Below are 22,550 nucleotides of genomic sequence, written 5' to 3' on the forward strand. Positions count from 1 at the left end.
TTGCCGGGGCCCGGTGTCCCGCCCGTTTCCGCTCATCAAGGAGTCTGTGATGTCTCTTCTCGACCCGTCCCTGTGGTCCGGCAAGGTTGGCATCGGCGGCTGGGTCAGCGCCGCCGGCGGCCAGCGCCCCGTCGTCGAACCTGCCACCGGGGACACCCTGGAGCACATCGGCTCCGGGAGCGCCGAGGACATCGCACGCGCCGCCGAGCGGGCCGCCGCGGCCCAGCGGGAATGGGCGGCCACGCCCTACGTCGAGCGGGCGGCCGTGTTGCGGCGGGCTGGTGACCTGTTCGTCAAGCACGCCGATGAGATACACCAGTGGCTGGTCCGCGAGGCGGGCAGCGTGCCGGGAAAGGCTGCTTTTGAGACGAATCTTGCGGCCCAGGAGTGCTACGAGGCGGCGGCGCTGGTGTCGCGTCCGTTCGGTGAGTTGTTGCCGTCGGCCCAGCCGCGGCTGAGCATGGTGCGCCGGGTACCGGTGGGCGTGGTGGGTGTGATCGCGCCGTTCAACGCGCCGTTGGTGCTGGCCACCAGGTCGGTGGCGCCGGCGCTGGCGTTGGGCAATGCGGTGGTGCTCAAGCCGGACCCGCGGACCGCGGTGTGCGGCGGGGTGGCGGTGATGCGGGTCTTCGAGGAGGCCGGGGTGCCGGCGGGGGTGCTCTCGATGGTGCCGGGCGGGGCCGAGGCCGGGCATGCGCTGGTGGTCGATCCGCACACCCGGGTGATCTCCTTCACCGGTTCGACGGCGGTCGGCCGCAAGGTCGGGGCGGTGGCGGCCGAGCGGCTGAAGCGGGTGCACCTGGAACTCGGCGGCAACTCCGCGCTGATCGTGTTGCCCGATGCCGACCTGGAGCGCGCGGTGACCACGGCCGCCTGGGGCGCGTACTTCCACCAGGGGCAGATCTGCATGACCACGGGGCGGCACCTGGTGCACGCCTCGATCGCCAATGAGTACGCCGAGCGCTTGGCGCACAAGGCCGAGCAGTTGACCGTGGGCAACCCGGCGACGGACGAGGTGGCGCTCGGACCGATCATCGACGCCGCCCAACGCGACAAGATCCACCAGTTGGTGACCGCGAGCGTGCAAGGCGGCGCCCGGCTGGCGGCCGGCGGTACGCACCAGGACCTGTTCTACCGGCCGACGGTGCTCACCCAGGTCACCGACGACACGCCGGCCTACGCCGAGGAGGTCTTCGGTCCGGTCGCTCCGATACGCGCCTTCGCCGACGTCGACGAGGCGGTGGGGCTGGCCACCGCCGGCGAGTACGGGCTGTCGCTCGGCATCATCACCCGCGACGTGATGCACGGGCTGCACGTCGCCGAACGCATCCCGACGGGGCTGGTGCACATCAACGACCAGACGGTCAATGACGAGGCGCTGGCCCCGATGGGCGGCATGGGCGCCTCCGGTACCGGCGTCCGCTTCGGCGGTGTGGCCAACATCGACGCGTTCACCGAGACGCGCTGGATCACGGTACGCGCACAGGAGGCCAGCTACCCCATCTGACCTGCATGAACAGTGGCCGGGCGGGCGCCTTCTACGGGAGGGGGCCCGCCCGGTGGCGTGTTCCACAGCACGCTGCGCCGTTGCTGCTGCGTCGCTGGTGGCGCATCCGGCCGACCACGGACGGGACGGGGCTTGGCCGGCGGGACGGAACTTGGGCCGGCGGGGCTGGCCGGGCGGTGCCTGCCCCCGTTGACAGCCGTCCGCGTCGTCCGGATACTCATGCTACTTCGCCCAACGAAATAAAGTTCACTATGCGAACAGCAGCGATCCGTGCGCGCCCGAGGACCACGATGCCCCACTCCTGCCGCGCCACCGACCCCGCCTTCTGCACTGCCATCAACTTCCCACTAGATGAAGGACGTTGGTCGCATCACAGGGCCGGGATGCGGACGAAGCGCTCGGCGATGTGTAGGTCGGCTTCAATGCGCCGGGCGGTGTCCCGGACGGTGGGCAGCAGGTCCCGTACGCAGGCGTCCAGGGTGCGGCGGCTGGTGTGCATGGCGACGTTGACCGCGGCCACCGTACGCCCGGCGCGGTCACGGACCGGCACGGCGAGTGAGCGCAGCCCTTCTTCCAACTCCTCGTCGACCAGGGCGTAACCCTGGCGCGCCACCTTCGCCAGCAGGGTGAGCAGGTCGGCCTGGCCGGTGATGGTGTGCGGGGTGAGGGCTCGGGGCGTGGCGCGGGCGATGTGGGCGCGGCGCTCGGCCGGCGGCAGGTCGGCCAGGAGGATCCGCCCCATCGAGGTGGCGTAGGCGGGGAAGCGGGTGCCCAGGGTGATGTTGACGCTCATCACGCGGCTGGTGGCGATGCGGGCGGTGTAGCGGATGTCGTCGCCGTCGAGTACGGCCAGCGAGGCGGAGTCGTGCACCTCGTGGACGAGGGCCGCCAGGTGCGGGGTGGCGATCTCGGCGAGGGTGGTGCGCGACAGCGGAGGGTAGCCGAGGGCGAGCACCTGTGGGGTGAGCCGGTAGGTGCCGTCCTCGGCGGTGGCGTAGCCGAGGTGGGTCAGGGTGATCAGGGCGCGCCGGGCGGTGGCGCGGGCCAGGCCGGTGGCGGTGGCGATGGCGGCCAGGGTGAGTCGGTCGCGGCCCGCGTCGAAGGCGGTCAGCACGGTCAGCCCGCGGGCCAGGGACTCCACGAATTCGGCGCCGAGTTCCTGCTTGGACGCGTTGGTCCAGTCAGCGAGTCCGGTGGTGGGCGCCGCGCTGCCCGGGTGGGCCGAGGTGGTTTCGCTGGCTGCGGTCGCTCCGCTGCGCAGTGCCTGTTCCATGGCGCGGACCGTGGCGCGGGCGCGGGGCAGTACGGAGCGGCGTAGCGAGGCGGCGCTGTGCCTGCTGGTGTGGCTGACGACGCTGAGGGCGCAGGCCGGCTGCCCGTCGGGGGCGCGGACGAGCAGTCCGATGGCGATGAGGCCGGGTTCGATGCGCTGGTCGTCCTCGGCCCAGCCGCGGCGGCCGGCCTGCGCCGCACGCTCTGCGAAGTCCGCCAGGTCGCCCGCTCCGTGACCCTCGGGGGTGGGGGGCAGTACGCGGGAGAAGTCGGTGTGCCGGTCGCCGGCGCGTCGGCCCTCGCGCCACTGTTCCCACTGGGCGCTGGTCCATTCGGCGGCGAACAGCGGTCCGGGGGCGGTGCGCTCGATCGGCAGGAGGTCGCCGATGCGGAAGGTGAGGGACATGGCGCGGCGGCGGGTCGCCTGGTGGACGAAGCGGATGCCGTCGCCGTCGGGGACGGCGAGCGAGACCGATTCGTCGAGTTCTTCGGCGAGTTCGTCGGCGAGCGGGCCGAGGGGGCCGGGCAGGGCGAGGGCGGCCAGGTAGGCGTTGCCGAGTTCCATCAGGCGTGGTGCGAGCACGGCGGTGTACTGGTCGAGGCGTAGATAGCCCATGCGGGCCAGGGTGGCCACCACGCGGTCGATGGTGGAGCGGGCGAATCCGGTGTCGCGCACCAGGTCGCTCAGGCTGAGCCGACCGCCGGCCGCGCTGAGGGCGCGTAGTACGGCGATGCCCCGCAGGAGTGGCCCGACCGTCTCGGCGGGCGGGTGGGGGGCGGTGGAGCCGGTGGGTCGGTTGGCTGGCATCGGGTACTCCGAAGGGATCTGTGGCGGCCTGGGCGCCCCAGGGTAGCGGTCGTGGTGACAGAGCGTAACCGCCCCCGGTGGGCTGTGGATAACGGGGCGTTGACATGCCTGGCGGCGGCACGCAGACTGACCCACATCAATGAACTTTAGTTCACCTGGCGAACGCAGACGAGGGTGTCATCCGGCGCCCGTGGCGAGGCGCCAGTTCGGGACAAGGAAACCCCCTGCATGGACAAAGTCAGAGCGACTGCCGCGGAGGCGGTCCAGGACCTGCCCGACGGGGCCTCGCTCGCGGTGGGCGGCTTCGGGCTCAGCGGCGTACCGAACGTGCTGATCGAAGCGGTGCACGCGCGTGGCGTCGGCCGCCTCAGCGTGGTGTCCAACAACTGTGGTGTGGACGGCGGTGGCCTTGGCGTGTTGCTCGCGGCGGGCCGCATCGCCAAGGTCACCGGGTCCTACATCGGTGACAACCGGGAGTTCGCCCGCCAGTACCTCGGTGGCGAGCTGGAGGTGGAGTTGGTGCCCCAGGGCACGCTCGCCGAGCGGCTGCGCGCCGGGGGCTGTGGCATCCCGGCCTTCTACACCCCGGCCGGCGTCGGCACCCAGGTGGCGGCCGGCGGGTTGCCGTTGCGGTACGCGCGGCGCACGGCGGAGCAGGCCGCTTCGGGGGCGGGCGCCAGTGAGGTGGCCGTGGCCTCGCCGGCCAAGGAGGTCCGTGACTTCGACGGGCGCTCGTACGTGCTGGAGCGCGGCATCACCACGGACTTCGCACTGGTGCGGGCGGCCCGCGGGGACCGGCACGGGAACCTGGTCTTCCGGCGTGCGGCGCGCAACTTCAACCCGCTGGCCGCGATGGCCGGCCGGATCACCGTCGCCGAGGTGGAAGAGCTGGTCGAGCCCGGGGTGCTGGACCCGGACGCCGTCCACGTGCCCGGCGTGTTCGTCCAGCGCGTGGTGGAACTGACGCCCGAGCAGGCGTCGGCCAAGGGCATCGAGCGGCGCACCACCTCAGCGCCCGTGACACAAGGGACGGTGTGAGCCGATGGCGTGGACACGCGAGGAGATGGCGGCGCGGGCCGCGGCCGAGCTGACCGACGGCGCGTACGTGAACCTGGGCATCGGGCTGCCCACGCTCATCCCCGGGCTGCTGCCGGCGGGGGTGGACGTGGTGATCCACTCGGAGAACGGCATCCTGGGCGTCGGTCCCTACCCCACGCCCGAGGAGGTGGACCCCGACCTGGTCAATGCGGGCAAGGAGACGGTCACCGTGACTCCGGGCGCCGCGTTCTTCGATTCCGCGCTCTCCTTCGGCATGATCCGGGGCGGGCACATCGATGTGGCCGTGTTGGGTGCCATGCAGGTCTCGGCCGCCGGTGACCTGGCCAACTGGTCGGTGCCGGGAAAGCTGGTGAAGGGCATGGGCGGGGCGATGGACCTGGTGCACGGCGCCCGGCGGGTGATCGCGCTGACCGACCACCGGGCGAAGGACGGCACGCCGAAGATCGTCGAGCGGTGCACGCTGCCGCTGACCGGCGCCGGCTGCGTGCACCGCATCATCACCGACCTGGGCGTGCTGGATGTGACCGCGGGCGGTCTGGTGCTGGTCGAGACCGCGCCGGGAGTCAGCGTGGCGGAGCTCAAGCAGCACACGGCCGCGCCCGTCCACGTTCCGGCGCCCACCTCGTGAGCGCCCGCCCCAGGGTCGCCCACTCCACGAGCACCCACCTCGCGACCGTTCGCCCGACGAACGCCCACCCCGCGGGCATCACCGACCCCACCACCGTCCACCCCCCGAGCGTTCGCCTGATGAACGTTCCCCCATCCACCGTACGAAGCAGTCGGCCGGGTGCGGCGCCGCTCCGGCCCGCCGGCCAGCGCACCAGGAGTTGAGCCCATGACCGACCGTCTGCGCGATGTCTACGTCGTCGATGCCGTGCGCACCCCGATCGGCAAGTACGGTGGCGCGCTGTCCGGCGTGCGTCCCGACGACCTCGCCGCCGGGGTGCTGCGGGCGCTGGTGGACCGTACGTCGGAGCTGGACCCGGCCCGTATCGACGACGTGTTCTTCGGCAATGCCAACGGTGCCGGTGAGGAGAACCGGGACGTGGCGCGGATGGCCGTGCTGCTCGCCGGGTTGCCGGTCACCGTGCCCGGCACCACCGTGAACCGGCTGTGCGGCTCCGGCATGGAAGCGGTCATCCAGGCGGCCCGCGCCATTGCGGTCGGGGACGCGTCGATCGCGGTGGCCGGTGGCGTGGAGTCGATGAGCCGGGCGCCGTGGGTGCTGCCCAAGCCGGCGCGCGGCTTCCCGGCCGGCCACCAGGAGCTGTACTCCACCACCCTGGGCTGGCGGATGGTCAACCCCAAGCTGCCCGACGCATGGACGGTGCCGCTCGGTGAGGGCGCCGAACTGGTTGCCGACCGGTACGGCATCGACCGTGCGGCCCAGGACGCGTTCGCGCTGGCCAGCCACGAGAAGGCGGTGCGGGCCTGGCAGCAGGGGCAGTACGACGCCGAGGTGGTGCAGGTGGCGGGCGCCGCGCTGGAGCGGGACGAGACGATCCGCCCCGACAGCAGCGCGGCGGCGCTCGCCAAGCTCAAGCCGGTCTTCCGCCCGGACGGCACGGTGACCGCCGGCAACTCCTCCCCACTGAGCGACGGGGCCGCCGCCCTGTTGCTCACCGACGAGGCGGGGTTGCGGGCCACCGGTCGGCAGCCGTTGGCGCGGATCGCCGCGTCGGCGGTCACCGGCGTCGAGCCGCAGTACTTCGGCATCGGTCCGGTCACCGCCGTTGGGCGCGCGCTGGAGCGGGCCGGGCGCCGCCTGGCTGACCTGCGGGCCGTGGAGCTGAACGAGGCGTTCGCGGCCCAGGCGCTGGGGTGCCTCGGCGAGTGGCCCGAGTTGGATCCGGCCGTGGTCAATCCGCGCGGCGGCGCCATCGCGATCGGTCATCCGCTGGGTGCCTCCGGGGCCCGCATCACCGGCGCCATCGCCCACCAGCTCGCCGCCGCGGGCTCCGGAACCGGTCTGGCCGCGCTGTGCATCGGCGTCGGTCAGGGCCTGGCCCTCGTCTTGGAGAGGTGATCAACCCCATGTCCCCCGCTTCCCTGCCCTCCCAGCGCACCGGTTCGACCGCCGCCGCGGCCCGTCCCGCGGGCCCGGGTACGGCCCCGCCCACCCAGCGGGAGATCGACGCGGACATCAGCGTCACCCAGGCGCGCGTGCGCGCGGAGGTCGCGGCCGGTGCCGCCTCCCCCGACCATCCCCCGCGCGATTTCGCCCCGTACCGCAGCAGCGTGCTGCGCCACCCGAAACAGCCGCTGGTGAGCGTGGGCGACCCGGAGGCGGTCGAGTGGTACGGGCCGGTCTTCGGGGTCACCGACGTGACCGAGACGGACGCGGACCTGACCCGGCAGCACATCGGGGAGCCGCTGGGCGAGCGGATCACGGTCAGCGGGCGGGTCACCGATCGGGCCGGACGGCCGGTGCGCGGACAGTTGGTGGAGATATGGCAGGCCAACGCGTCGGGCCGGTACGCGCACCAGCGCGATCAGCACCCGGCCCCGCTGGACCCGAACTTCACCGGCGTCGGCCGGTGCCTCACCGATGACGCGGGCCGCTACCGGTTCACCACGATCAAGCCGGGTGCCTACCCCTGGCGCAACCACGACAACGCCTGGCGGCCGGCGCACATCCACTTCTCGCTGTTCGGCACCGCGTTCACGCAGCGACTGGTGACGCAGATGTACTTCCCCGGCGACCCGCTCTTCCGCTACGACCCGATCCTCCAGTCGGTCACCGACGAGTCCGCCCGACAGCGCCTGGTCGCGGCCTACGACCATGCGCTGTCGGTGCCCGAATGGTCCCTCGGCTACCGCTGGGACATCGTGCTCGACGGTCCGGCCGCCACGCTCCCCGACCCCGAGGAGGGCTCCTGATGCCGCACCCCACTCCCTCCCAGACCGTCGGCCCCTTCTACGGGTACGCGCTGCCCTTCCCCGGCGGGTCGCAGCCGGCGCCCCCCGGCCATGCGGACGCGGTCACGGTGCACGGCGCGGTGTACGACGGGGCCGGGCAGCCCGTACCCGACGCGCTGGTGGAGTTCTGGCAGGCGGCGCCCGACGGTTCGCGCACCGGCCGACCGGGTTCGCTGCGCCGCGACCCGGTCACCGGCGGGTACCTCGGCCGGGACGGCGTGCACTTCACCGGGTTCGCTCGGGTGGCGACCGACGCGGACGGGCACTGGAGCGTGCACACCCTGCGCCCGCCGGCGAGCGCGCCGTACCTGTCGGTGTGCCTGTTCGCCCGCGGGCTGCTGCACCACCTGTTCACCCGCGTCTATCTGGCCGAGCCGGCCGCCGACCCGCTGCTGGCCAAGCTGCCCGCGGCGCGCCGGGCGACGTTGCTGGCGCAGCCGGACGGTGATCGGGTATACCGCCGTGACCTGCACATCCAGGGGGAGAAGGAGACGGTCTTCCTTGACTTCACCCACTGACCCGGGCCGGCCTGGCACCGCGGCTGACGCGGGGCGGCCGGACGCGGGTCCCCCGTCCGGTCAGCGCCCCGCAGCGGAGCCGGGCCCCGCCCTGGCCGCCGGCCCGCCCGGGGCGCTGGCCGATCCGTGGGACGTCGGACTGCTCGCCCCGGTCCGGGTCGCGAGCGGCGTCGATGCCCTCACCTCGGACCGTGCTTTCCTCACGGCCATGCTGGACGCGGAGGCGGCCGTGGTGCGGGCGCAGGCCGCCGTGGGGCTCGCGCCGCCGGCCGCGGCCGATGCGGTCACGGCCGCCGCCCGCGCCGACCGGTACGACCTCGCGTCGCTGGCCACCCGGGCGGCGGCCGGCGGCAACCCGGTGATCCCGCTGGTCGCCGACCTGACGCGGGCGGTCGCCGAGACCGCGCCCGAGCACGCCGCGTACGTGCACCGCGGGCCCACCAGCCAGGACATCATGGACACGGCCAGCATGCTGGTGACGGCCGCCAGCTTGGACGTGGTCCGCGCCGACCTGGCGCGGACCGCCGCGCACCTGGCCGACCTGGCGGCCGGGCACCGCGACACGCCGATGGCCGGACGTACCCTGACCCAGCACGCGGTGCCCACCACCTTCGGGTTGAAGGCGGCCGGTTGGCGGGCCCTGGTGCTCGACGCCGGGGAGCGGATCGACCGGGTACGGGCCGAGCTGCCGGTGCAACTCGGTGGCGCGGCCGGCACGCTCGCGGCCTTCGTGGCCTTCGCCCCCGCGGAACGGCGGCAGGCGGTCGCGGAGTCCGTCGGGCTGACCCTCGTCGCCGAGTATGCGGCCCAACTCGGCCTGGCTGCACCAGAGTTGCCGTGGCACGTGTTGCGCACGCCGGTTGCCGATGTAGGGGCAGCACTCTCCTTCTGTACGGGTGCGCTCGGCAAGTTGGCGGCCGATGTGCTGGTGCTGACGCGTACCGAGGTCGGCGAGTTGGCCGAGGGCGCCGGGGGTGGCTCGTCGGCCATGCCGCACAAGGCCAATCCGGTTCGGGCCACCCTGATCGCTGCGGCGGCGCGCCAAGTACCCGCGTTGGCTTCGGTGTTGCTGTCCTCCTTGGTCGCCCCCGACGAGCGGCCGGCCGGGCCGTGGCACGCGGAGTGGCAGCCGTTGCGCGACGCGCTGCGCATCACCGGTGGGGCGGCCCGCGCCGCGGCCGAACTGACCGCCACGCTGGTCGTACGACCTGAGCGGATGCGCGCCAACCTGGCATTGACCGGCGGGCAGTTGCTCACCGAGCGGCTGGCTGCCGAGCTGGCGCAGGAACTGGGGCGGGACCGAGCCAAGACGTTGCTCGGCCGGGCCGTGCGGCGCGCCGCGGAGCAGGGTGTGGCGCTGGTGGACGCGGTGGGCGCGGAGCCCGAGTTGGCCGCGGTGCTTACGGCGGACCGGCTGCGTGAGCTCGTCGAGCCGGCCGGCTACCTGGGTTGTGCCGGCGCCCTCACCGACCGCGCGCTACGGCGCACCGCCCACCCACCCCGGCAGGAGCCGCGATGACTACTTCCTTGCACTACCGGATCGACGGCCCCGACGACGCGCCCGCGCTGCTGCTCGGGCCCTCGCTCGGCACGTCGCTGTCCGTCTGGGATCCGCAGGTGGCCGAGTTGGCCCGGGAGTTCCGGGTGGTCCGCTGGGATCTGCCGGGGCACGGCGGTTCGCCCGCCGATGCGCTGCCGGCCGATCCCACCCTGTCCGAGTTGGCCGGGCAGGTGCTCGGGGTGGCCGACGCGCTGGGCATCGACGCGTTCGCGTACGCGGGTGTGTCGCTGGGTGGCGCGGTCGGCATCCAGTTGGCCGCGCACCATCCGCAGCGGGTGCGTTCGCTGGCGCTGGTGTGCACCTCGGCCCGCTTCGGGCCGCCCGAGCCCTGGTGGGAGCGGGCGCGGGCGGTGCGCGAGCAGGGGGTGGACGCGCTGGCCGACGGTGCTCCGGGGCGCTGGTTCACGCCCGCGTTCGCGGCCGGTGGGCAGCCGGCGGTGGCGGCGCTGGTGGCCGATCACCGGGCGGCCGACCCGGGGGCGTACGCGGCCTGTTGTGATCTGCTCGCCACGCTGGACCTACGCGCGGAGTTGGCGCGGGTCACCGCCCCGACGCTGGTCATCGGCGGGCGGGAGGACGTGGCGACGCCGCCGTCGCACGCCAGGGCGCTCGCCGACGGCATCGCGGGCGCCAGTCTGGTGGAGGTGGCGCGCGCGGGGCATCTGGCCGGGGTGGAGCAGCCGGCGGCGGTGTTGGTCGCGCTGCGCACGCATCTGTACGCGTCCGCCAGTTCTTCGGCGGCGGCTGGCGAGTTGGACACCTGCGGCAGGTTTTCGCGTTCGGCGGCGATGGCGGTGCGGCGGGCGGTGCTGGGCGACGCGCACGTGGACCGGGCCGTTGCCGGCACCACCGCGTTCACCGCCAGGTTCCAGGACTTCATCACCCGCTACGCGTGGGGTGAGATCTGGACGAGTGAGGTGCTCGACCGGCGCACCCGCAGTTGCATCACACTGACCGCGCTGGTCGCCGGCGGGCATGACGAGGAGCTCGCGATGCACGTGCGGGCGGCCCTGCGGAACGGGTTGACGCCGGAGGAGATCGGCGAGGTGTTGTTGCAGAGCGCGGTGTACGTGGGCGTGCCGGCGGCCAACTCTGCGTTCAAGGTGGCCGATCGGGTGCTGCGCGAGGTGGCGGCGGGGTCCGACGGCGAGGCAGAGCCCGACAGCAGGGCGGGGTCCGACGGCGAGCTGGGGTCCGCGGCGCCGACCGCCCCGGGTCGGCCGTCGATGACAGGTGAAGACAAGGAGACACCCTGATGCGTACGACCGTCGGCATCGTTGGTGGCGGCCCGGCCGGGCTGCTGCTCGGCAGGCTGTTGGACAACGCGGGCATCGACAACGTGGTGCTCGAACGCCGTGACCGCGCGTACGTGGAGCAGCGGCAGCGGGCGGGCATCTTGGAGCAGTCGACCGCCGACACGTTGCGCGCGGCGGGCGCGGGTGCACGCATGGACCGCGAGGGGCTGGTGCACCACGGCATCGAGCTGCGGTTCGCGCGCGGTTCCCACCGGATCGACTTCCCGGCCCTGACCGGCGGTCGTGGCGTGCTGGTCTACGCCCAGACCGAGGTGGTCAAGGACCTGATCGCGCTGCGGCTCGCGGAGGGCGGCCCGCTGCTGTTCGACGCGCAGGTGGACGCCGTCGAGGGGGTGGCCGGGGAGAGTCCGGTCATCAGGTACCGGCACCAGGGTGCGGAGCAGGCGCTGCACTGCTCGTACGTGGTGGGTTGCGACGGCTTCCACGGGGTGGCGCGGCAGGCGGTGCCGGCGGAGGTGAGCACGCACTACGAGCGGGCCTATCCGTACTCCTGGCTCGGCATACTCGCCGATGCTCCACCGGTGTACGACGAGTTGATCTACGCCCACTCCGAGCGTGGGTTCGCACTGGCCAGTGTGCGTTCGCCCACCGTGAGCCGGCTCTACCTCCAGGTGCCGAACGGCACCGATCCGGCCGACTGGTCCGACGAGCGCATCTGGGACGAGTTGGACGCCCGCTTCGCGCTGGAGGCTGACCCGGGGTGGCGGTTGGCGCGCGGGCCGGTCCGTTCCAAGGCGGTGTTGCCGATGCGCAGCCATGTGACGGAACCCATGCGGTACGGGCGGCTGTTCCTGGCCGGCGACGCGGCGCACATCGTGCCGCCGACGGGCGCCAAGGGGCTGAACCTGGCGGCGGCCGATGTGACGGTGCTGGCCCGGGCGTTGATCGAGCAGCAGGAGACCGGTTCCAGCGGGCTCCTCGACGCCTACTCCGACACCTGTCTGCGTCGGGTGTGGCGGGCCGAGCACTTCTCGTACCTCATGACCACCACGCTGCACGCCGACCCGGCGCACTCGCCCTTCGACACCCGTCTCCAGCTCGCGCAGTTGGCCCGCTTCGCGTCCTCGCCGCACGCCGCGGCGGAGTTGGCGGACAACTACACGGGGGTGCCGCTGCCCCGGTAGCGGTGTGCCGGCCGGTCGGCCCCTCGCCCGTCGACCGGCCGGTGCGCGCTGCACCTTTGCGGTGCGGTGTGGCCAGCACGTGGGGGTGGCTGTCCTCGGTGCCCGGTGTCGGCCGGGCGGGGTGTGTGCGGCGCGGGGCGGGCGACGGCGGCGCGGGTCGCGCGTACGGTGCGGGACCGGCACGGCGCGGCCGGGGCGCGGCCCAGCACCGCGTGGCACGGTGTGGTGCGGTGTGGCTTCCGTGTGGAGGGCGTGCGGAAGGCCCGGGCGGGCAGCGGGCCGTCCGTTCGCCGCTGCCCTTCATTCCGGTGACCGATCATCGATCATCTCCTTTCCTTCCGCCGCTCCCGGTGTGGCGTCCGGCGCCACCTGCGCTCTCCTTCGCCCCGCGGGAGACTCCGGTTCCTGGATTTCTGAGATATGCCACGGGCCGGCCAGTTGATTTCCGTCCGAGCATGATCGCTCATTCTGATAAGCGGAATGTGGATTTTGCGGTGCGGGGGTCACGAAATCACGTACGGGTCTGCGGTGCGGCCCACGGTTACGGAGCGGTCCGTACGTGCCGACCTCCGGCCGGCGGTCACCTCATTTCCGTACCGGCGCGCCCCGGTGACTAGCGGTCGGGCAACCGTCGAAGGGCACACCGGGCAATCGCCCCCTGGCCCGTGCGCCCCGCGGCGCCTGGCCGGCCGATGGGCGTTCCACTCACGGATCGCGTCGTGGAGTTCGGCGTCCCGGATATCCGGTGAGCGCGCCGAAAATACCCGGAGAATTGCCGAACCGGTGTTCCCATCCGATTCCCGGTCGTCGAATCCGTTACGGGATGGGTCCCGCAGTGCGGGTGTAACCTGACCCTCCATCTGCATGTGCGGCCTATTGAGGTCCTCGGGGGGACCACCATGCCCGATGAAGTATTCAGCGATTTCCCGGACGATGGCGGTGCGGACGACTTTGTCCGCGAATATCCACTGGCCATCGCCCCTGCCCAGACCGAACACCTTTCCCTGCGGATGCCGGTCTTTCTGCTCCAGGTGCCGGGCGACCCGGACGGTCCGGATGCGGTGAGCGTCCATCAGGCCCGGGTCAAGCGGGTGGTGATGGCGTTGCGGGAGTCCCACGAGGGGCAGGGCGAGAAGCTCGTCCCGTACGCGCTGGTGCACCCCACCTCCGATGACGACCTGGTGGGCGAGGCGGCGGCGCGCGACCTCGCGTTCGGTGTGCCGCCGCGGATGACCCCGGACCGGTTCCGCGACGCGGCGCTGATGCAGGACCTGGTGACGGCGGTGAAGGCGCAGGCGGGGGCTCCGGGCGACGGCGCAGCGGGCGGGTCTGCGCCGGCGGACGGGCCGCCCCAGGTGACCGCGGCGACGGCCGCCGACAGTCCGGGCAACCTGCGGGACTACGCCTACCAGGGCAGGGTGGCGCGCGGTGGGATCGCCAAGACCCTGTGGTCGCTGGGGGGCAAGGGCGCACCGGACGGGGCGGGTCTGGGTGGGTGGCTGTTGCGCACGTTCTGGCTTTCGCTGCTGCACACCCTGCCGCGCTGGTGGTGGGCGCGCCGGGTGACCCGGCGGCTGATCCGACGTCCGCGCCAGCGGGCGCAGGGGCGGCGCGGCTGGCTGGGTCGGGAGCTGAACGTCACCGGTGGGCGGGAGGACCTGTTCCAGGTGATGGCCGACGTCGCCACCCGGCAGACCAGCCGGCTGGGGCTGCCCGCCGGGCACCGGCAGCGCGAGGAGGGCACCGCGGTCCTGGAACAACTCCTCACCCTGGCCCTGCTCGCCGATCTCGCGCAGCCCCTGGTCGGTTCCCTGTTGCCCAAGCGACGGCGCCGTACGGCCCGCCCGGTGCTGCTGCTCCAGGTGCCGCATCCGGAGGAGCCCGGCGCCCGGACCGTGGAGCGCTTCCTGCGCGTGTACGTCCAGGCCCAGGCGCAGGCCCCGGCGCCAGGGCCGCTGGTGATCGCGGTGGGCAGCTTCTCGACGGCCCTGTTGGACGAGTTGGGTCCGGAGCCGATGGGCTTCACCCAGGCCAGCAAGGTGCTGCGGCAGGGCGGCGAGAAGCCGGTGCTTGTCACCTTCCACGCGGAGCCCTTCGGCCGTCCGGGGCTGCCGATCCGCAAGCCGACGGCGCGCCGGTTCCGGCGCGGCTGGCGCTCGCAGACCGTTCTGGCGACGAGCTTGCCGGTACTGCTGATCGCCGCGTTGATCGTGGAGTTCCCGCTGCGTGCGGACGGTTCGGACACGAGCTGTGTGGCCGGTGGGTCCACGCCGCCCGGGCGCGCGTTGCACGGGGAGGTCCACCCGGTCGAGTGGTACCGGAGCGCGCAGCGGGCCGTCGAGGCGGAGAACCGGCGGGCCGAGGCTCTGGCGGCCCGCGGCAGGCCGGTGCGCACGATCGTCTACTTCACGTCCGAGGGGCCGCAGACCAATGCGGGCACGCTCTTCGACGGCATCGTCCCGGAGTTGCGGGGCATCGCCCTGTGGCAGCGGCGGCTCAACAGCGAGGCGTTCTCCGACGACTCGCGGGTGCCGCTGCGGGTGGAGGTGCGCAGCACCGGGCGGGGTTTCGCCCGCGCCCCCCAGGAGGCTCAGAGGCTGGCCGACGAGGTGCGTTCGGGCAGCCGCACCGGTGCCCGGGAGATCTCCGGGGTGCTGGGTTTCGCGCAGAGCCGGGATTCGACGCGCAAGGCCCTGCGCATCCTCGCCCAGGCGCGCATCCCGGCCGTGGGGACGACGGCGACGGCCGATGAGATGCAGGTGGGTGACTACTACTGGCCGACCACCCCCGTCAACAGCACGGAGGCCAGGGTGGTCGCCTCGCTGGCCCGCAACAAGCGGCTGGTGGCCAGGTCCAATGGGGCGGGCTGCTCGGCGGCGCAGCACGCGATCGTGGTGCAGAGCTCGGCTGACCTGTACAGCCGCAGCATCGCGGTGCAGTTCATGAGCAACTTCACCAGCAACGCCGGGACCGATGTGCCCAACGGCACAGCCGAGTTGGTCAACTTCTCGCAGGAAGGTGACTTCGGCACCGGCGACCCGGGCGTGGCCAGGTACGCGCGCCCGCGGGACCTGGCCGATCGGGTCTGCGAGTCGCTGGACGCGGAGAGCCGTACGGTCGTGTACTGGGCCGGTCGCACCCGCGACTTCGCCGCGTTCGTCGATGCGCTGGACGCCCGGGACGCGTGCGGCCGGGAGGCGGTGACCGTACTGGCGGGCAATGAGCTGACGAACGTGGCACAGACCGGCGAGTTCGAGGGCCGCGGCTGGCTGCGGCTGTACTACGCGGCGCACCGGCTGCCCGACGCGGACACCAGGATCAGTCGGCAGACGGATCGGTTCGTGAACGCCTACAACACTTTCGTGGCCGGGGAGCGCGGTGAGGACCCGTGGCACGACGACGGTCAGGCGGCGGTGGCGTACGACGCGCTGCACGTCCTGTCCCAGGCCGTGGACCTGGCGCGAGCGGACAACAGCGTCGGCATGAGCGCGGTCACCACGGCCCTCAGGTCCGGTGTGGCCTTCGACGGGGCGACCGGGTGGGTCGAGTACGCCTCCGGGAGCAACGCACCGCCCAAGGACAAGACGCTGGTGGTGCTGCGGCTGACGCCGAAGGGTCCGCGGACCGCTGTGGTGTGCGGGGCCTACGTGAAGGGCGGCCGGTACGCGGCACAGGGCACTCCCTGCTCCCCTTAACTTCCCATATCCATAGGCTAGTTGGCTCCGTAGCGGTTCTTGGGATTCTTGATACGGAGGCGCGGCGACGCGGAGGGGCCGCGAACGGCTGGTTCGCCTGGTGAACGATTGTCCGCGGCGCGGTCGTAGGCCCGGCGGTGGCGTCTCGTACGGGCCCCGGGCGATCCGGGTTGGCGCTGCGTACGGGCCGGGGCTGGGCGGGGCGGGAGGCTGGGGGCGGGCCGGGCTGGCCTCCCCGTACGGGCCGCGGGGCGGTCAGCTCCGGCCCGCGTCCGGTTCCTCGTCCGTGAATTCCTCCGGCTCCACGGCGACGTGCATGGCGGCTTCCTCGGCGCCCGCCGCCCCGCCGTCGATGCCCACGTCGCGGGCGATGAGGTCCTTGGTGGTGTCGGGGTGTGCGCCTTCGTCGGGGGCGAGCAGTCGGCCGGCGCGGGCGCCGCCCACCTCGCCGTCGATTGGCTCGCCGTCGCCGTCCGCCAGGTCACCCACCCCGTCGCCGTCCGCGGCACGCACCTCGGGCAGCTCCTGGCTCAGCCGTTCGTCCAGGGTTTCGCCGCGCTGCTGCTCGGCCGCCGTGGTGCCGAACTTCGTGACGCCCAGTGGCTTCTCCGGCGGCGAGTACCCCTCGTCGAGCACCTCGTCGTAGCTGCGCTCGCCCAGCGCGTCCTGCGGGTCCCACCGGGTGGAGTCCTGTCGCTCGTCGCCGGTGCCCATCGGCTGGTACACGTCATCCGCCATCTCGTCGCTCATGCTTCCTCCACGTGCTGCTCTCCGGTGCGGTGGCGCTCGGCTGTGCGGACGGGCCCGTCCCCTCCATCATGCGCCCGGGGCCCGCGCCGGCACCTGGCGACGGCCCCGGGCGGCGCAGCGGGCACCGGGCCTCGCCCTCACCCGCAGATCGTTCCGTCGCCCGGAACTGTCATTCTGGGGTCATGTCTCTTTACGACGAGCGGCTGAGCGTGCCACCCGCGTGGTGGCTGGGCGTGCCTCTGTTCGGTCTCGCCGTGGCGCTGGTGCTGCTGCCCTTCGGGGTACCCGCGGCGCTGGGCGGGCTGCTGCTGGGCTCGGCCGCCGCGGGGGCTGCGACGTACGCGTACGGCAGGTCCCGGATCGAGGTGACGATCGGGTTCCTCACCGCGGGCACGATCCGGCTACCCATCGACGCCCTGGGCATGCCGGAGATCCTGGACCCGGAGGAGGCGCTGGCCTGGCGGACCCGGCGGGCCGACGCCCATGCGCTGATGCTGCTGCGCAGCCATGTGCCGACCGCGCTGCGGATCGAGATCAAGGCACCCGACTACCACGCGCCGTACCTCTACCTGTCGACCCGCCAGCCGCACACCCTGGTCGCCGTGCTCGCCTTCGCCAAGCGCTGACCGGGGAGGCCCCGGCGGCCGATGCGGCGCCTCGAACGCGACGGCGGCACCCCGTACGAACGTGGGCGCCGCCGCAACCACTGGAGCGCCGGGCCCCAGACCTGCCGGGGCCACCGGAGCCACCGAGGCCATCAACCAATCCCCTATGCCCGTCTCCCATGATGTGGCGACATGTCGCCCTGTACCGGCCAGGACCGTAGCGGCAACCCCTCCCTCACCCACGGTGACCACGGGCCAACCGGCGAGCTCGTCGACGCGGCAGCAGTCCCACCCCCGCCCGCGCCGCACGCCACCCGACAGCAGACCGCGCGTCGCCCCCTCCGCGCTTTCCGCGCCATCCGGACGGCCGGGTAGCCCGCGGCGAAGCGGGACCCGCGGGAGCACCCGCCAACCCCGCCCCGCCCCGCGGCACCGCTTGCCGTCCGGCATTGCCACCGGGAAGGCGGCCGGCCAGGGCCTGTACGGGACGGCGCCGGCGACCATCCGCGTCACGCCGGGCGGCCTGACGCGCCGGGTACCCCCCACGTATGGCCTGCGGGCCGTCCCACCCACCCCCGTCGGCCGCCAGGTGACATCCTTCCGACCCGCGTCCGACACGGCGGCGACCAGTACAGGATCGTGCGGTCCGGACACCGCACGTGACCAGGGAAATCCCGGCGGGCCGCTCCGCTAGCATGTTTGCGCCCACGGCGATCACCCTCATTGCCTGCCCTTCGCCGGGAAAGCATGCAATCCGGCATGAAGGGGACCCACTCCCTGACACCTAACACATCGGCCAAACAATTGATATCTAAAGAATCGCGAATAGCTCCGCGAATACATCTCAAGAACGTGCTTGCTGCCTGGCGCAAGCCCCGGGCGCTGCTGTGGACCGCGGTGACGGTGGTGGCCCTCGGTTTCCTCGTGGCGTTGGAGATCGCAGCGCGCCACTACGGCGTCCGGGGACCGATCAGCAATCAGGTGCGCGAGGTGATATTCGCCCCCAAGTCGGGGCCGCTGCTGTACGCCTGCATGGCGCTGATGATGGTGGTGCTCACCTGGCGGCAACGGTTCATCGCGGTGGGTGCCGCGGTCAGCATCGACGTCGTCTTCGCGCTGGTGAGGTGGGTGTGTGACGCCCGGATGGGCTTCGGCAACGGAGCGTTGTGGGTGGTCCTGGCGTGTGGGGTCCTCGCCTTCACCCACCGCACGGGGCGCGAGCGCGTCCTCCTGCTGAAGGGTGTGGGGCTCGGCCTGTTGCTGGTGGCAGGGCGGAAAACGGGTGACGCCTGGCTGCTCATCACGTGGAAGACCCGCCCGACCGTCCTCGACCAGTACGTGGCCACGGCCGACCAGGCGCTGGGCAACCCGTCGTGGCTGGTGGGGCGGATGGTCAGGGCGACCGATCCGATCAGCGGACACGTGCTCGGCTGGGTCTACGGCCAACTCGCGGTGGCCGCGGTCATCTTCACCCTCTACCAACTGCGCAACGTGGCGTCCGAACACCGCTTCCCGAGCCACCACCTGGTGCGCACGTTCATGGTGATCGGCCTGCTCGGCCCCGGCATCTACATGCTCTTCCCGGTGGTCGGCCCGATCTTCGCGTACGGCGCGGACGGTGGGCACTGGGCGGTGGCCAACCTGTGGCCGAACACGACGCCGCCGCTCGACCCGCCGCAGCGCATGCCCTTCGACGACATCACGCCGCGCAACTGCATGCCCAGCCTGCACACGGCCTGGGCCACCGCGATCTTCATCCACTCCCGGCAGGGTCCGCGCGTGCTGCGCTTCGCCGGTACGTTCTGGCTGATCGCCACGCTCGCCGCCACCCTGGGATTCGGCTACCACTACGGCGCGGACATCGTGGCCGGCGTGGTCTTCGCGGTCACGATCGAGGCGGCGCTGCGCGCGCCGGAACGCGGTTGGGACCGCTCGCGCATCCAGTTGGTCGCGTACGGCACGGCCGTGTTCGCCGCCTTCCTGGTGGCGTACCGCTACCTGCCGGAGCAGATGGCCGACTACCCGTGGCTGTTCGGCCCGCTGCTGGTTCTCGCGATGCTCTCGGTGATCTACGGCTATCTGCGGGCCACCCGGCTCTGGGACGCGCAGCCCGCGCCGTCCCTCAAGCCGCAGGCGAAGCCACAGCCCGAGTTGGTGTGAGGCCCGGCGGGCCGGCCCGCGGGTTGATGCAGGGCTGAAGGTAGTGAACGGTGGTTCGTTCGGCGCACACGAGGTGCGCGCCGGGCGGACCACCGTCGCGTTTTCTGCGGCGGGCCCGCGGCAACGGGTGCCTCGTCCGGCGTGGGGAGCGTGCCCCGCCTGCCGTCACCGGCCGGCCGCAGGTCCGCCGGCCGCTGGGGCCCGCCGGCCGCTGGCAAGGGTCGAGGGTGGTGCGAGCCCGGGAGAGAGGTCCCGGGCCTGCACCACCCTCGGTGTGCGGCCCACAGCGGTGCGGCGCTGTGGGCCTCCCGTGCGGGCGCAGCCGCGTACGGAGACGGGGTCAGTCCTCCGGCGGCGTGTAGCCCTCACTGGCGCTGCCCGGCGGCTGCGTGTTCTCCAGCGGGACGCGCAGGGTGTCCGGGTCGCAGCCGACGGTTCCGGCGACGATGCGGGCCGCGGCCTTGGAGATCGGCACCAGGCTCGGCTCGTCGACCTTGTCGGGCGTGTCGCGCGGGTCGAAGATGTAGATCGGGGTGCAGATGTACTGCACGAGCGGGACGCCCGTGTAGTAGAAGTACGCGCCGTCGGTGGCCGGGTTGGGGGCCAGCGCGTTGGGGGCCAGCAGCCAGGACCGCTTGATGTCCTCCGCGGCGAGCGAGTCGAGCACCAGGCTCTCCAGGGCGGGCGCCTGGGTGGCGAACCACCAGCGCACCTCGGGGTCGTCGGTGGGCACGACCTCGCCGTCGATCACGTCGGCGCGGCGGGCCACGTGTTCCAGGTGCATCTCCAGGACCACCTTCGGGAACAGGTCCTGGTGGTCGGCGATGAACGCCTGGGTTCCGGCGGCGCCCGCCATGTGGCCGGAGGTCAGCAGGAACAGCAGGTTGTGCGGGCGCAGCTCCTGTGGCACCGAGGCCCAGAACTTGGCCTGCGCCAGGACCAGTGAGACGCCGGAGGCGTCCTCGACTGCGGAGGCCCACGGGCCGTCGTGGTGCGAGCCGATGATCACCCAGTGGTCGGACGCGCCGGGCAGCGTGCCGACCACGTTGTGCGTGGTCTCGCGGGTGCGGGTGGCGTCGGAGACGATCCGGCCCTCGCACTCCCCCGAGGCCATCAGCTCGCGCACCACGCGCCCGTCGTTGCCGCTGAGCCAGATGCCGGGGATGGGGCGCTGCTCGGCGTCGTAGGGCCAGTAGAAGTCGCTGGTCTCCCACGGCACGCCGGTCAGCAGGCCGACGTAGGCGGTGGCGCCGTTCTTGGCGGCGACGTCGAAGTCGAGCACGTGCGCGAGGTCGAACGGCACGGCCTGCACCAGGTCGGGAAGGACGCCTTCGGGGTCGTACAGGTCGGTGGCGCGCGCGGCCATCTGCGACTGCGGTACGTGCGAGAAGGTGATCTCCTGGACCGCGATGCCGCCCTTCACCTCGCCGTCTTCCATGCGCGCGAGCCGGCCCTCGGTGCCGTCGGTGGGCGTCGAGTACGGCAGGCCGAAGCCGGAGAATCGGGTGACCTCTTCCGGCTTTCCGATCGGCCAGATCTCGAAGTGTGCGGACTTCGGGCGCCACACGGGCGTTTCCAGCGGTTCGAGCCGTACGTCCTCAAGGCCGGTCTCGCGGAACTGTTCGGCCGCCCACTCCTCGATCCAGCTATCGGCCGGATATCCTGCGCGGCGAATTCCCTGCTGGTAGATGTTCTCGATCCAGCCCATCATCTCCTGCGATGTGGGGGCCTGCTCGAAATACTTTTCCACGGCCGGCCAGTTGCTCGTGAGAGGGGATTCTCCAACGTCGCCAGTCTCGCTCATCGCCATCTCCTTATCACGAACACGTACCGAGAACACCGGCCGCGGACACCGGCTCCGCGCCGGGTTCAGCGTGAACGGTGTGGCTAAAGTTGGCCTAAGGCGCAGTCGATGTCCGAAAAGGCTCTGGCCGTTGCCGTGGGGGGTGCTACGTTCGCTTTCGATCTTGCAGGAATGCGTCAGGACCGCTTACCTCCACGGCGCTGCGATCCCCCTATTCCTCCCGCTTCCGCCGGCTGCGGTGCTGCTCTCCGCGGCGTCCGTCTGCCACACTTCCCGCCGCGTCCTGCGGTCGCGACGCCCGGGGCTTCCTACCGGCAGTGCCGTTCAGGCGCGCGGGTCGCGGGCCCCGTGGGCGGCTCCTGAAGGTGGGCGCAGACGGGTGCGTACGGGCGGTGTCGGGCGCGTACGACAGACCCGGTTCGGGTGCGGGTGACGGGCGCGACCAGGCTCACCGGCCGGTGGCGGAACGGGGCGCATCGCGGGTGTGGGCCGCCCGGTACGGTCACCGGGCAGTTCCAGCCACGCCTTAGAACACCTTTAGCGACGGGCCGAACCATGAGCCCCACGTGCCCGCCCGCAGCAGCGATGTGACCGGCCGTCCGGGCCACCCCGCCCCATCGCGGCCGGTGCCCGGCAGACCGCCCCGCGCTGCCGGCCGGTGGGTCACCCGCGGCCCGCAAGCCGCAGGTCAACGCACGAGCATCGCTGGAGTTGAGTGTGAGTACCGAGAAACCTCAGGGGCGGGAGCAGCGTCGGCTGGCCCCGGCCCTGCGCAGGCGGCGCGTCCCCATCGGCATCGCGGGCGCCGCGGCGGTGGGCCTGGCCCTCGTCGCCGTCGGCCCGGTGGGCGCGGAGCCCGCCGACAAGGACAAGGACGGGGCCAGCGCCCCGTCGCAGCACGTGCGGCCCGTAAAGCCGGGCCCGTTGGCCGCGCCCCCGCAGGTCAAGGGCCTCGACTTCCTGCTCGGCACGTTCGCGTGCAGCTACGCGCCGCCGCCGGGCTCCAAGCCGGCGACGATGACGATGACGACGAAGCGCGCCATGGGCGGGCACTACTACTACACCGACGCGACGATGCAGCCCGGTGACGTGGTCGGCCGCGCCACCTTCGGCTGGGACCCGGTGGCGAAGAAATTCATTAACCAGTACCACGACAACTGGGGCAGCCACGGGAACTATGCGGCCGAGCCCTGGAAGGACGGTCACCTGGTCTTCAACGGGGCCCTCAGCCAGGTCGTGAAGCCGAGCCCGACCGGGGAGACCACGGGCGTCCCGATCGACCTTCGGGACGATTACCAGGTGGTGAACAGGAATCACTTCACCAACCACCAGACGATGACGTTCTCCGACGGCACCGTGCTGCGCGGTAGCTACGACTGTCGTCGTAAGTAACCGCTCGAAAAAGAGCGCCACCCACCGGCCCGGCCAGCGTTATCGGCCGGGCCGGTACCG

Annotated in this window: 16 protein-coding genes; 13 read left to right on the forward strand and 3 right to left on the reverse strand. The window is 72.4% G+C overall.

Annotation, left to right across the window (positions count from 1 at the left end):
* The first annotated feature begins 49 nt into the window (after positions 1–49).
* Entirely contained in the window at positions 50–1,507 is a 1,458-nt protein-coding gene (locus tag ACMA1D_RS12090) for an aldehyde dehydrogenase family protein (protein ID WP_414723904.1), read from the forward strand.
* 370 nt (positions 1,508–1,877) lie between these two features.
* On the opposite strand, the gene ACMA1D_RS12095 is transcribed toward ACMA1D_RS12090, so the two are convergent.
* On the reverse strand, positions 1,878–3,587 hold the full coding sequence (locus ACMA1D_RS12095) for an IclR family transcriptional regulator C-terminal domain-containing protein (RefSeq protein WP_414723905.1): 1,710 nt from the start codon (positions 3,585–3,587) through the stop codon (positions 1,878–1,880).
* A gap of 228 nt (positions 3,588–3,815) precedes the next feature.
* On the opposite strand from ACMA1D_RS12095, the gene ACMA1D_RS12100 reads away from it, so the two are divergent.
* The 9 genes from ACMA1D_RS12100 (at position 3,816) to ACMA1D_RS12140 (ending at position 15,779) form a co-directional block, all read left to right on the forward strand.
* Positions 3,816–4,625: a CoA transferase subunit A gene (locus tag ACMA1D_RS12100; protein WP_414723906.1), complete on the forward strand. Its 810-nt coding sequence runs from the start codon at positions 3,816–3,818 to the stop codon at positions 4,623–4,625.
* A 4-nt stretch (positions 4,626–4,629) separates the two neighbouring features.
* Entirely contained in the window at positions 4,630–5,274 is a 645-nt protein-coding gene (locus ACMA1D_RS12105) for a 3-oxoacid CoA-transferase subunit B (RefSeq protein WP_414723907.1), read from the forward strand.
* Between the two features lie 207 nt (positions 5,275–5,481).
* Complete coding sequence (locus ACMA1D_RS12110; RefSeq protein WP_414723908.1) at positions 5,482–6,672, forward strand: thiolase family protein; 1,191 nt, start codon at positions 5,482–5,484, stop codon at positions 6,670–6,672.
* Between the two features lie 8 nt (positions 6,673–6,680).
* On the forward strand, positions 6,681–7,526 hold the full coding sequence (pcaH, locus tag ACMA1D_RS12115; protein WP_414723909.1) for a protocatechuate 3,4-dioxygenase subunit beta: 846 nt from the start codon (positions 6,681–6,683) through the stop codon (positions 7,524–7,526).
* On the forward strand, positions 7,526–8,083 hold the full coding sequence (gene pcaG / locus ACMA1D_RS12120) for a protocatechuate 3,4-dioxygenase subunit alpha (RefSeq protein WP_414723910.1): 558 nt from the start codon (positions 7,526–7,528) through the stop codon (positions 8,081–8,083). Before pcaH ends, pcaG begins: the two co-directional genes overlap by 1 nt.
* A 91-nt stretch (positions 8,084–8,174) precedes the next feature.
* The gene (gene pcaB, locus ACMA1D_RS12125; RefSeq protein WP_414723940.1) at positions 8,175–9,602 is read left to right on the forward strand and encodes a 3-carboxy-cis,cis-muconate cycloisomerase; all 1,428 of its coding nucleotides are present in this window, start codon (positions 8,175–8,177) and stop codon (positions 9,600–9,602) included.
* Positions 9,599–10,900, forward strand: coding sequence for a 3-oxoadipate enol-lactonase (gene pcaD, locus ACMA1D_RS12130; protein WP_414723911.1), 1,302 nt, complete (start codon positions 9,599–9,601; stop codon positions 10,898–10,900). The genes pcaB and pcaD overlap by 4 nt, the downstream gene beginning before the upstream one ends.
* Positions 10,900–12,084 carry a 4-hydroxybenzoate 3-monooxygenase gene (locus ACMA1D_RS12135; RefSeq protein WP_414723912.1) on the forward strand — a complete coding sequence of 395 codons (1,185 nt, stop codon included), beginning with the start codon at positions 10,900–10,902 and terminating at the stop codon, positions 12,082–12,084. The genes pcaD and ACMA1D_RS12135 overlap by 1 nt, the downstream gene beginning before the upstream one ends.
* A gap of 899 nt (positions 12,085–12,983) precedes the next feature.
* Positions 12,984–15,779, forward strand: a complete 2,796-nt coding sequence (locus ACMA1D_RS12140) for an ABC transporter substrate-binding protein (RefSeq protein ID WP_414723913.1) — start codon at positions 12,984–12,986, stop codon at positions 15,777–15,779.
* Positions 15,780–16,034: 255 nt separating this feature from the next.
* Here ACMA1D_RS12140 and ACMA1D_RS12145 read toward each other — a convergent pair whose 3' ends face one another.
* Complete coding sequence (locus tag ACMA1D_RS12145) at positions 16,035–16,529, reverse strand: DUF5709 domain-containing protein (RefSeq protein ID WP_414723914.1); 495 nt, start codon at positions 16,527–16,529, stop codon at positions 16,035–16,037.
* A gap of 182 nt (positions 16,530–16,711) precedes the next feature.
* Here ACMA1D_RS12145 and ACMA1D_RS12150 point away from each other — a divergent pair, with 182 nt between their 5' ends.
* A complete protein-coding gene (locus tag ACMA1D_RS12150; protein WP_414723915.1) occupies positions 16,712–17,155 on the forward strand; it encodes a DUF3093 domain-containing protein in 444 nt (147 codons plus the stop codon).
* 783 nt (positions 17,156–17,938) lie between these two features.
* Positions 17,939–19,294, forward strand: coding sequence for a phosphatase PAP2 family protein (locus ACMA1D_RS12155; RefSeq protein ID WP_414723941.1), 1,356 nt, complete (start codon positions 17,939–17,941; stop codon positions 19,292–19,294).
* A 340-nt stretch (positions 19,295–19,634) separates the two neighbouring features.
* On the opposite strand, the gene ACMA1D_RS12160 is transcribed toward ACMA1D_RS12155, so the two are convergent.
* Positions 19,635–21,098 (reverse strand): M28 family peptidase, encoded by a 1,464-nt coding sequence (locus ACMA1D_RS12160; protein WP_414723916.1) that lies wholly within the window; start codon positions 21,096–21,098, stop codon positions 19,635–19,637.
* A gap of 717 nt (positions 21,099–21,815) precedes the next feature.
* On the opposite strand from ACMA1D_RS12160, the gene ACMA1D_RS12165 reads away from it, so the two are divergent.
* A complete protein-coding gene (locus tag ACMA1D_RS12165; protein WP_414723917.1) occupies positions 21,816–22,490 on the forward strand; it encodes a DUF1579 family protein in 675 nt (224 codons plus the stop codon).
* Positions 22,491–22,550: the final 60 nt, after the last annotated feature.

The organism is Streptomyces sp. 796.1, from assembly GCF_047525675.1.
GTDB lineage: Bacteria > Actinomycetota > Actinomycetes > Streptomycetales > Streptomycetaceae > Streptomyces.

Coding starts and splice junctions, on each gene's coding strand:
- ACMA1D_RS12090 (WP_414723904.1), top strand. CDS start 50: ATGTCTCTTCTCGACCCGTCCCTGTGGTCCGGCAAGGTTGGCATCGGC.
- ACMA1D_RS12095 (WP_414723905.1), bottom strand. CDS start 3,587: ATGCCAGCCAACCGACCCACCGGCTCCACCGCCCCCCACCCGCCCGCC.
- ACMA1D_RS12100 (WP_414723906.1), top strand. CDS start 3,816: ATGGACAAAGTCAGAGCGACTGCCGCGGAGGCGGTCCAGGACCTGCCC.
- ACMA1D_RS12105 (WP_414723907.1), top strand. CDS start 4,630: ATGGCGTGGACACGCGAGGAGATGGCGGCGCGGGCCGCGGCCGAGCTG.
- ACMA1D_RS12110 (WP_414723908.1), top strand. CDS start 5,482: ATGACCGACCGTCTGCGCGATGTCTACGTCGTCGATGCCGTGCGCACC.
- pcaH (WP_414723909.1), top strand. CDS start 6,681: ATGTCCCCCGCTTCCCTGCCCTCCCAGCGCACCGGTTCGACCGCCGCC.
- pcaG (WP_414723910.1), top strand. CDS start 7,526: ATGCCGCACCCCACTCCCTCCCAGACCGTCGGCCCCTTCTACGGGTAC.
- pcaD (WP_414723911.1), top strand. CDS start 9,599: ATGACTACTTCCTTGCACTACCGGATCGACGGCCCCGACGACGCGCCC.
- ACMA1D_RS12135 (WP_414723912.1), top strand. CDS start 10,900: ATGCGTACGACCGTCGGCATCGTTGGTGGCGGCCCGGCCGGGCTGCTG.
- ACMA1D_RS12140 (WP_414723913.1), top strand. CDS start 12,984: ATGCCCGATGAAGTATTCAGCGATTTCCCGGACGATGGCGGTGCGGAC.
- ACMA1D_RS12145 (WP_414723914.1), bottom strand. CDS start 16,529: ATGAGCGACGAGATGGCGGATGACGTGTACCAGCCGATGGGCACCGGC.
- ACMA1D_RS12150 (WP_414723915.1), top strand. CDS start 16,712: ATGTCTCTTTACGACGAGCGGCTGAGCGTGCCACCCGCGTGGTGGCTG.
- ACMA1D_RS12160 (WP_414723916.1), bottom strand. CDS start 21,098: ATGAGCGAGACTGGCGACGTTGGAGAATCCCCTCTCACGAGCAACTGG.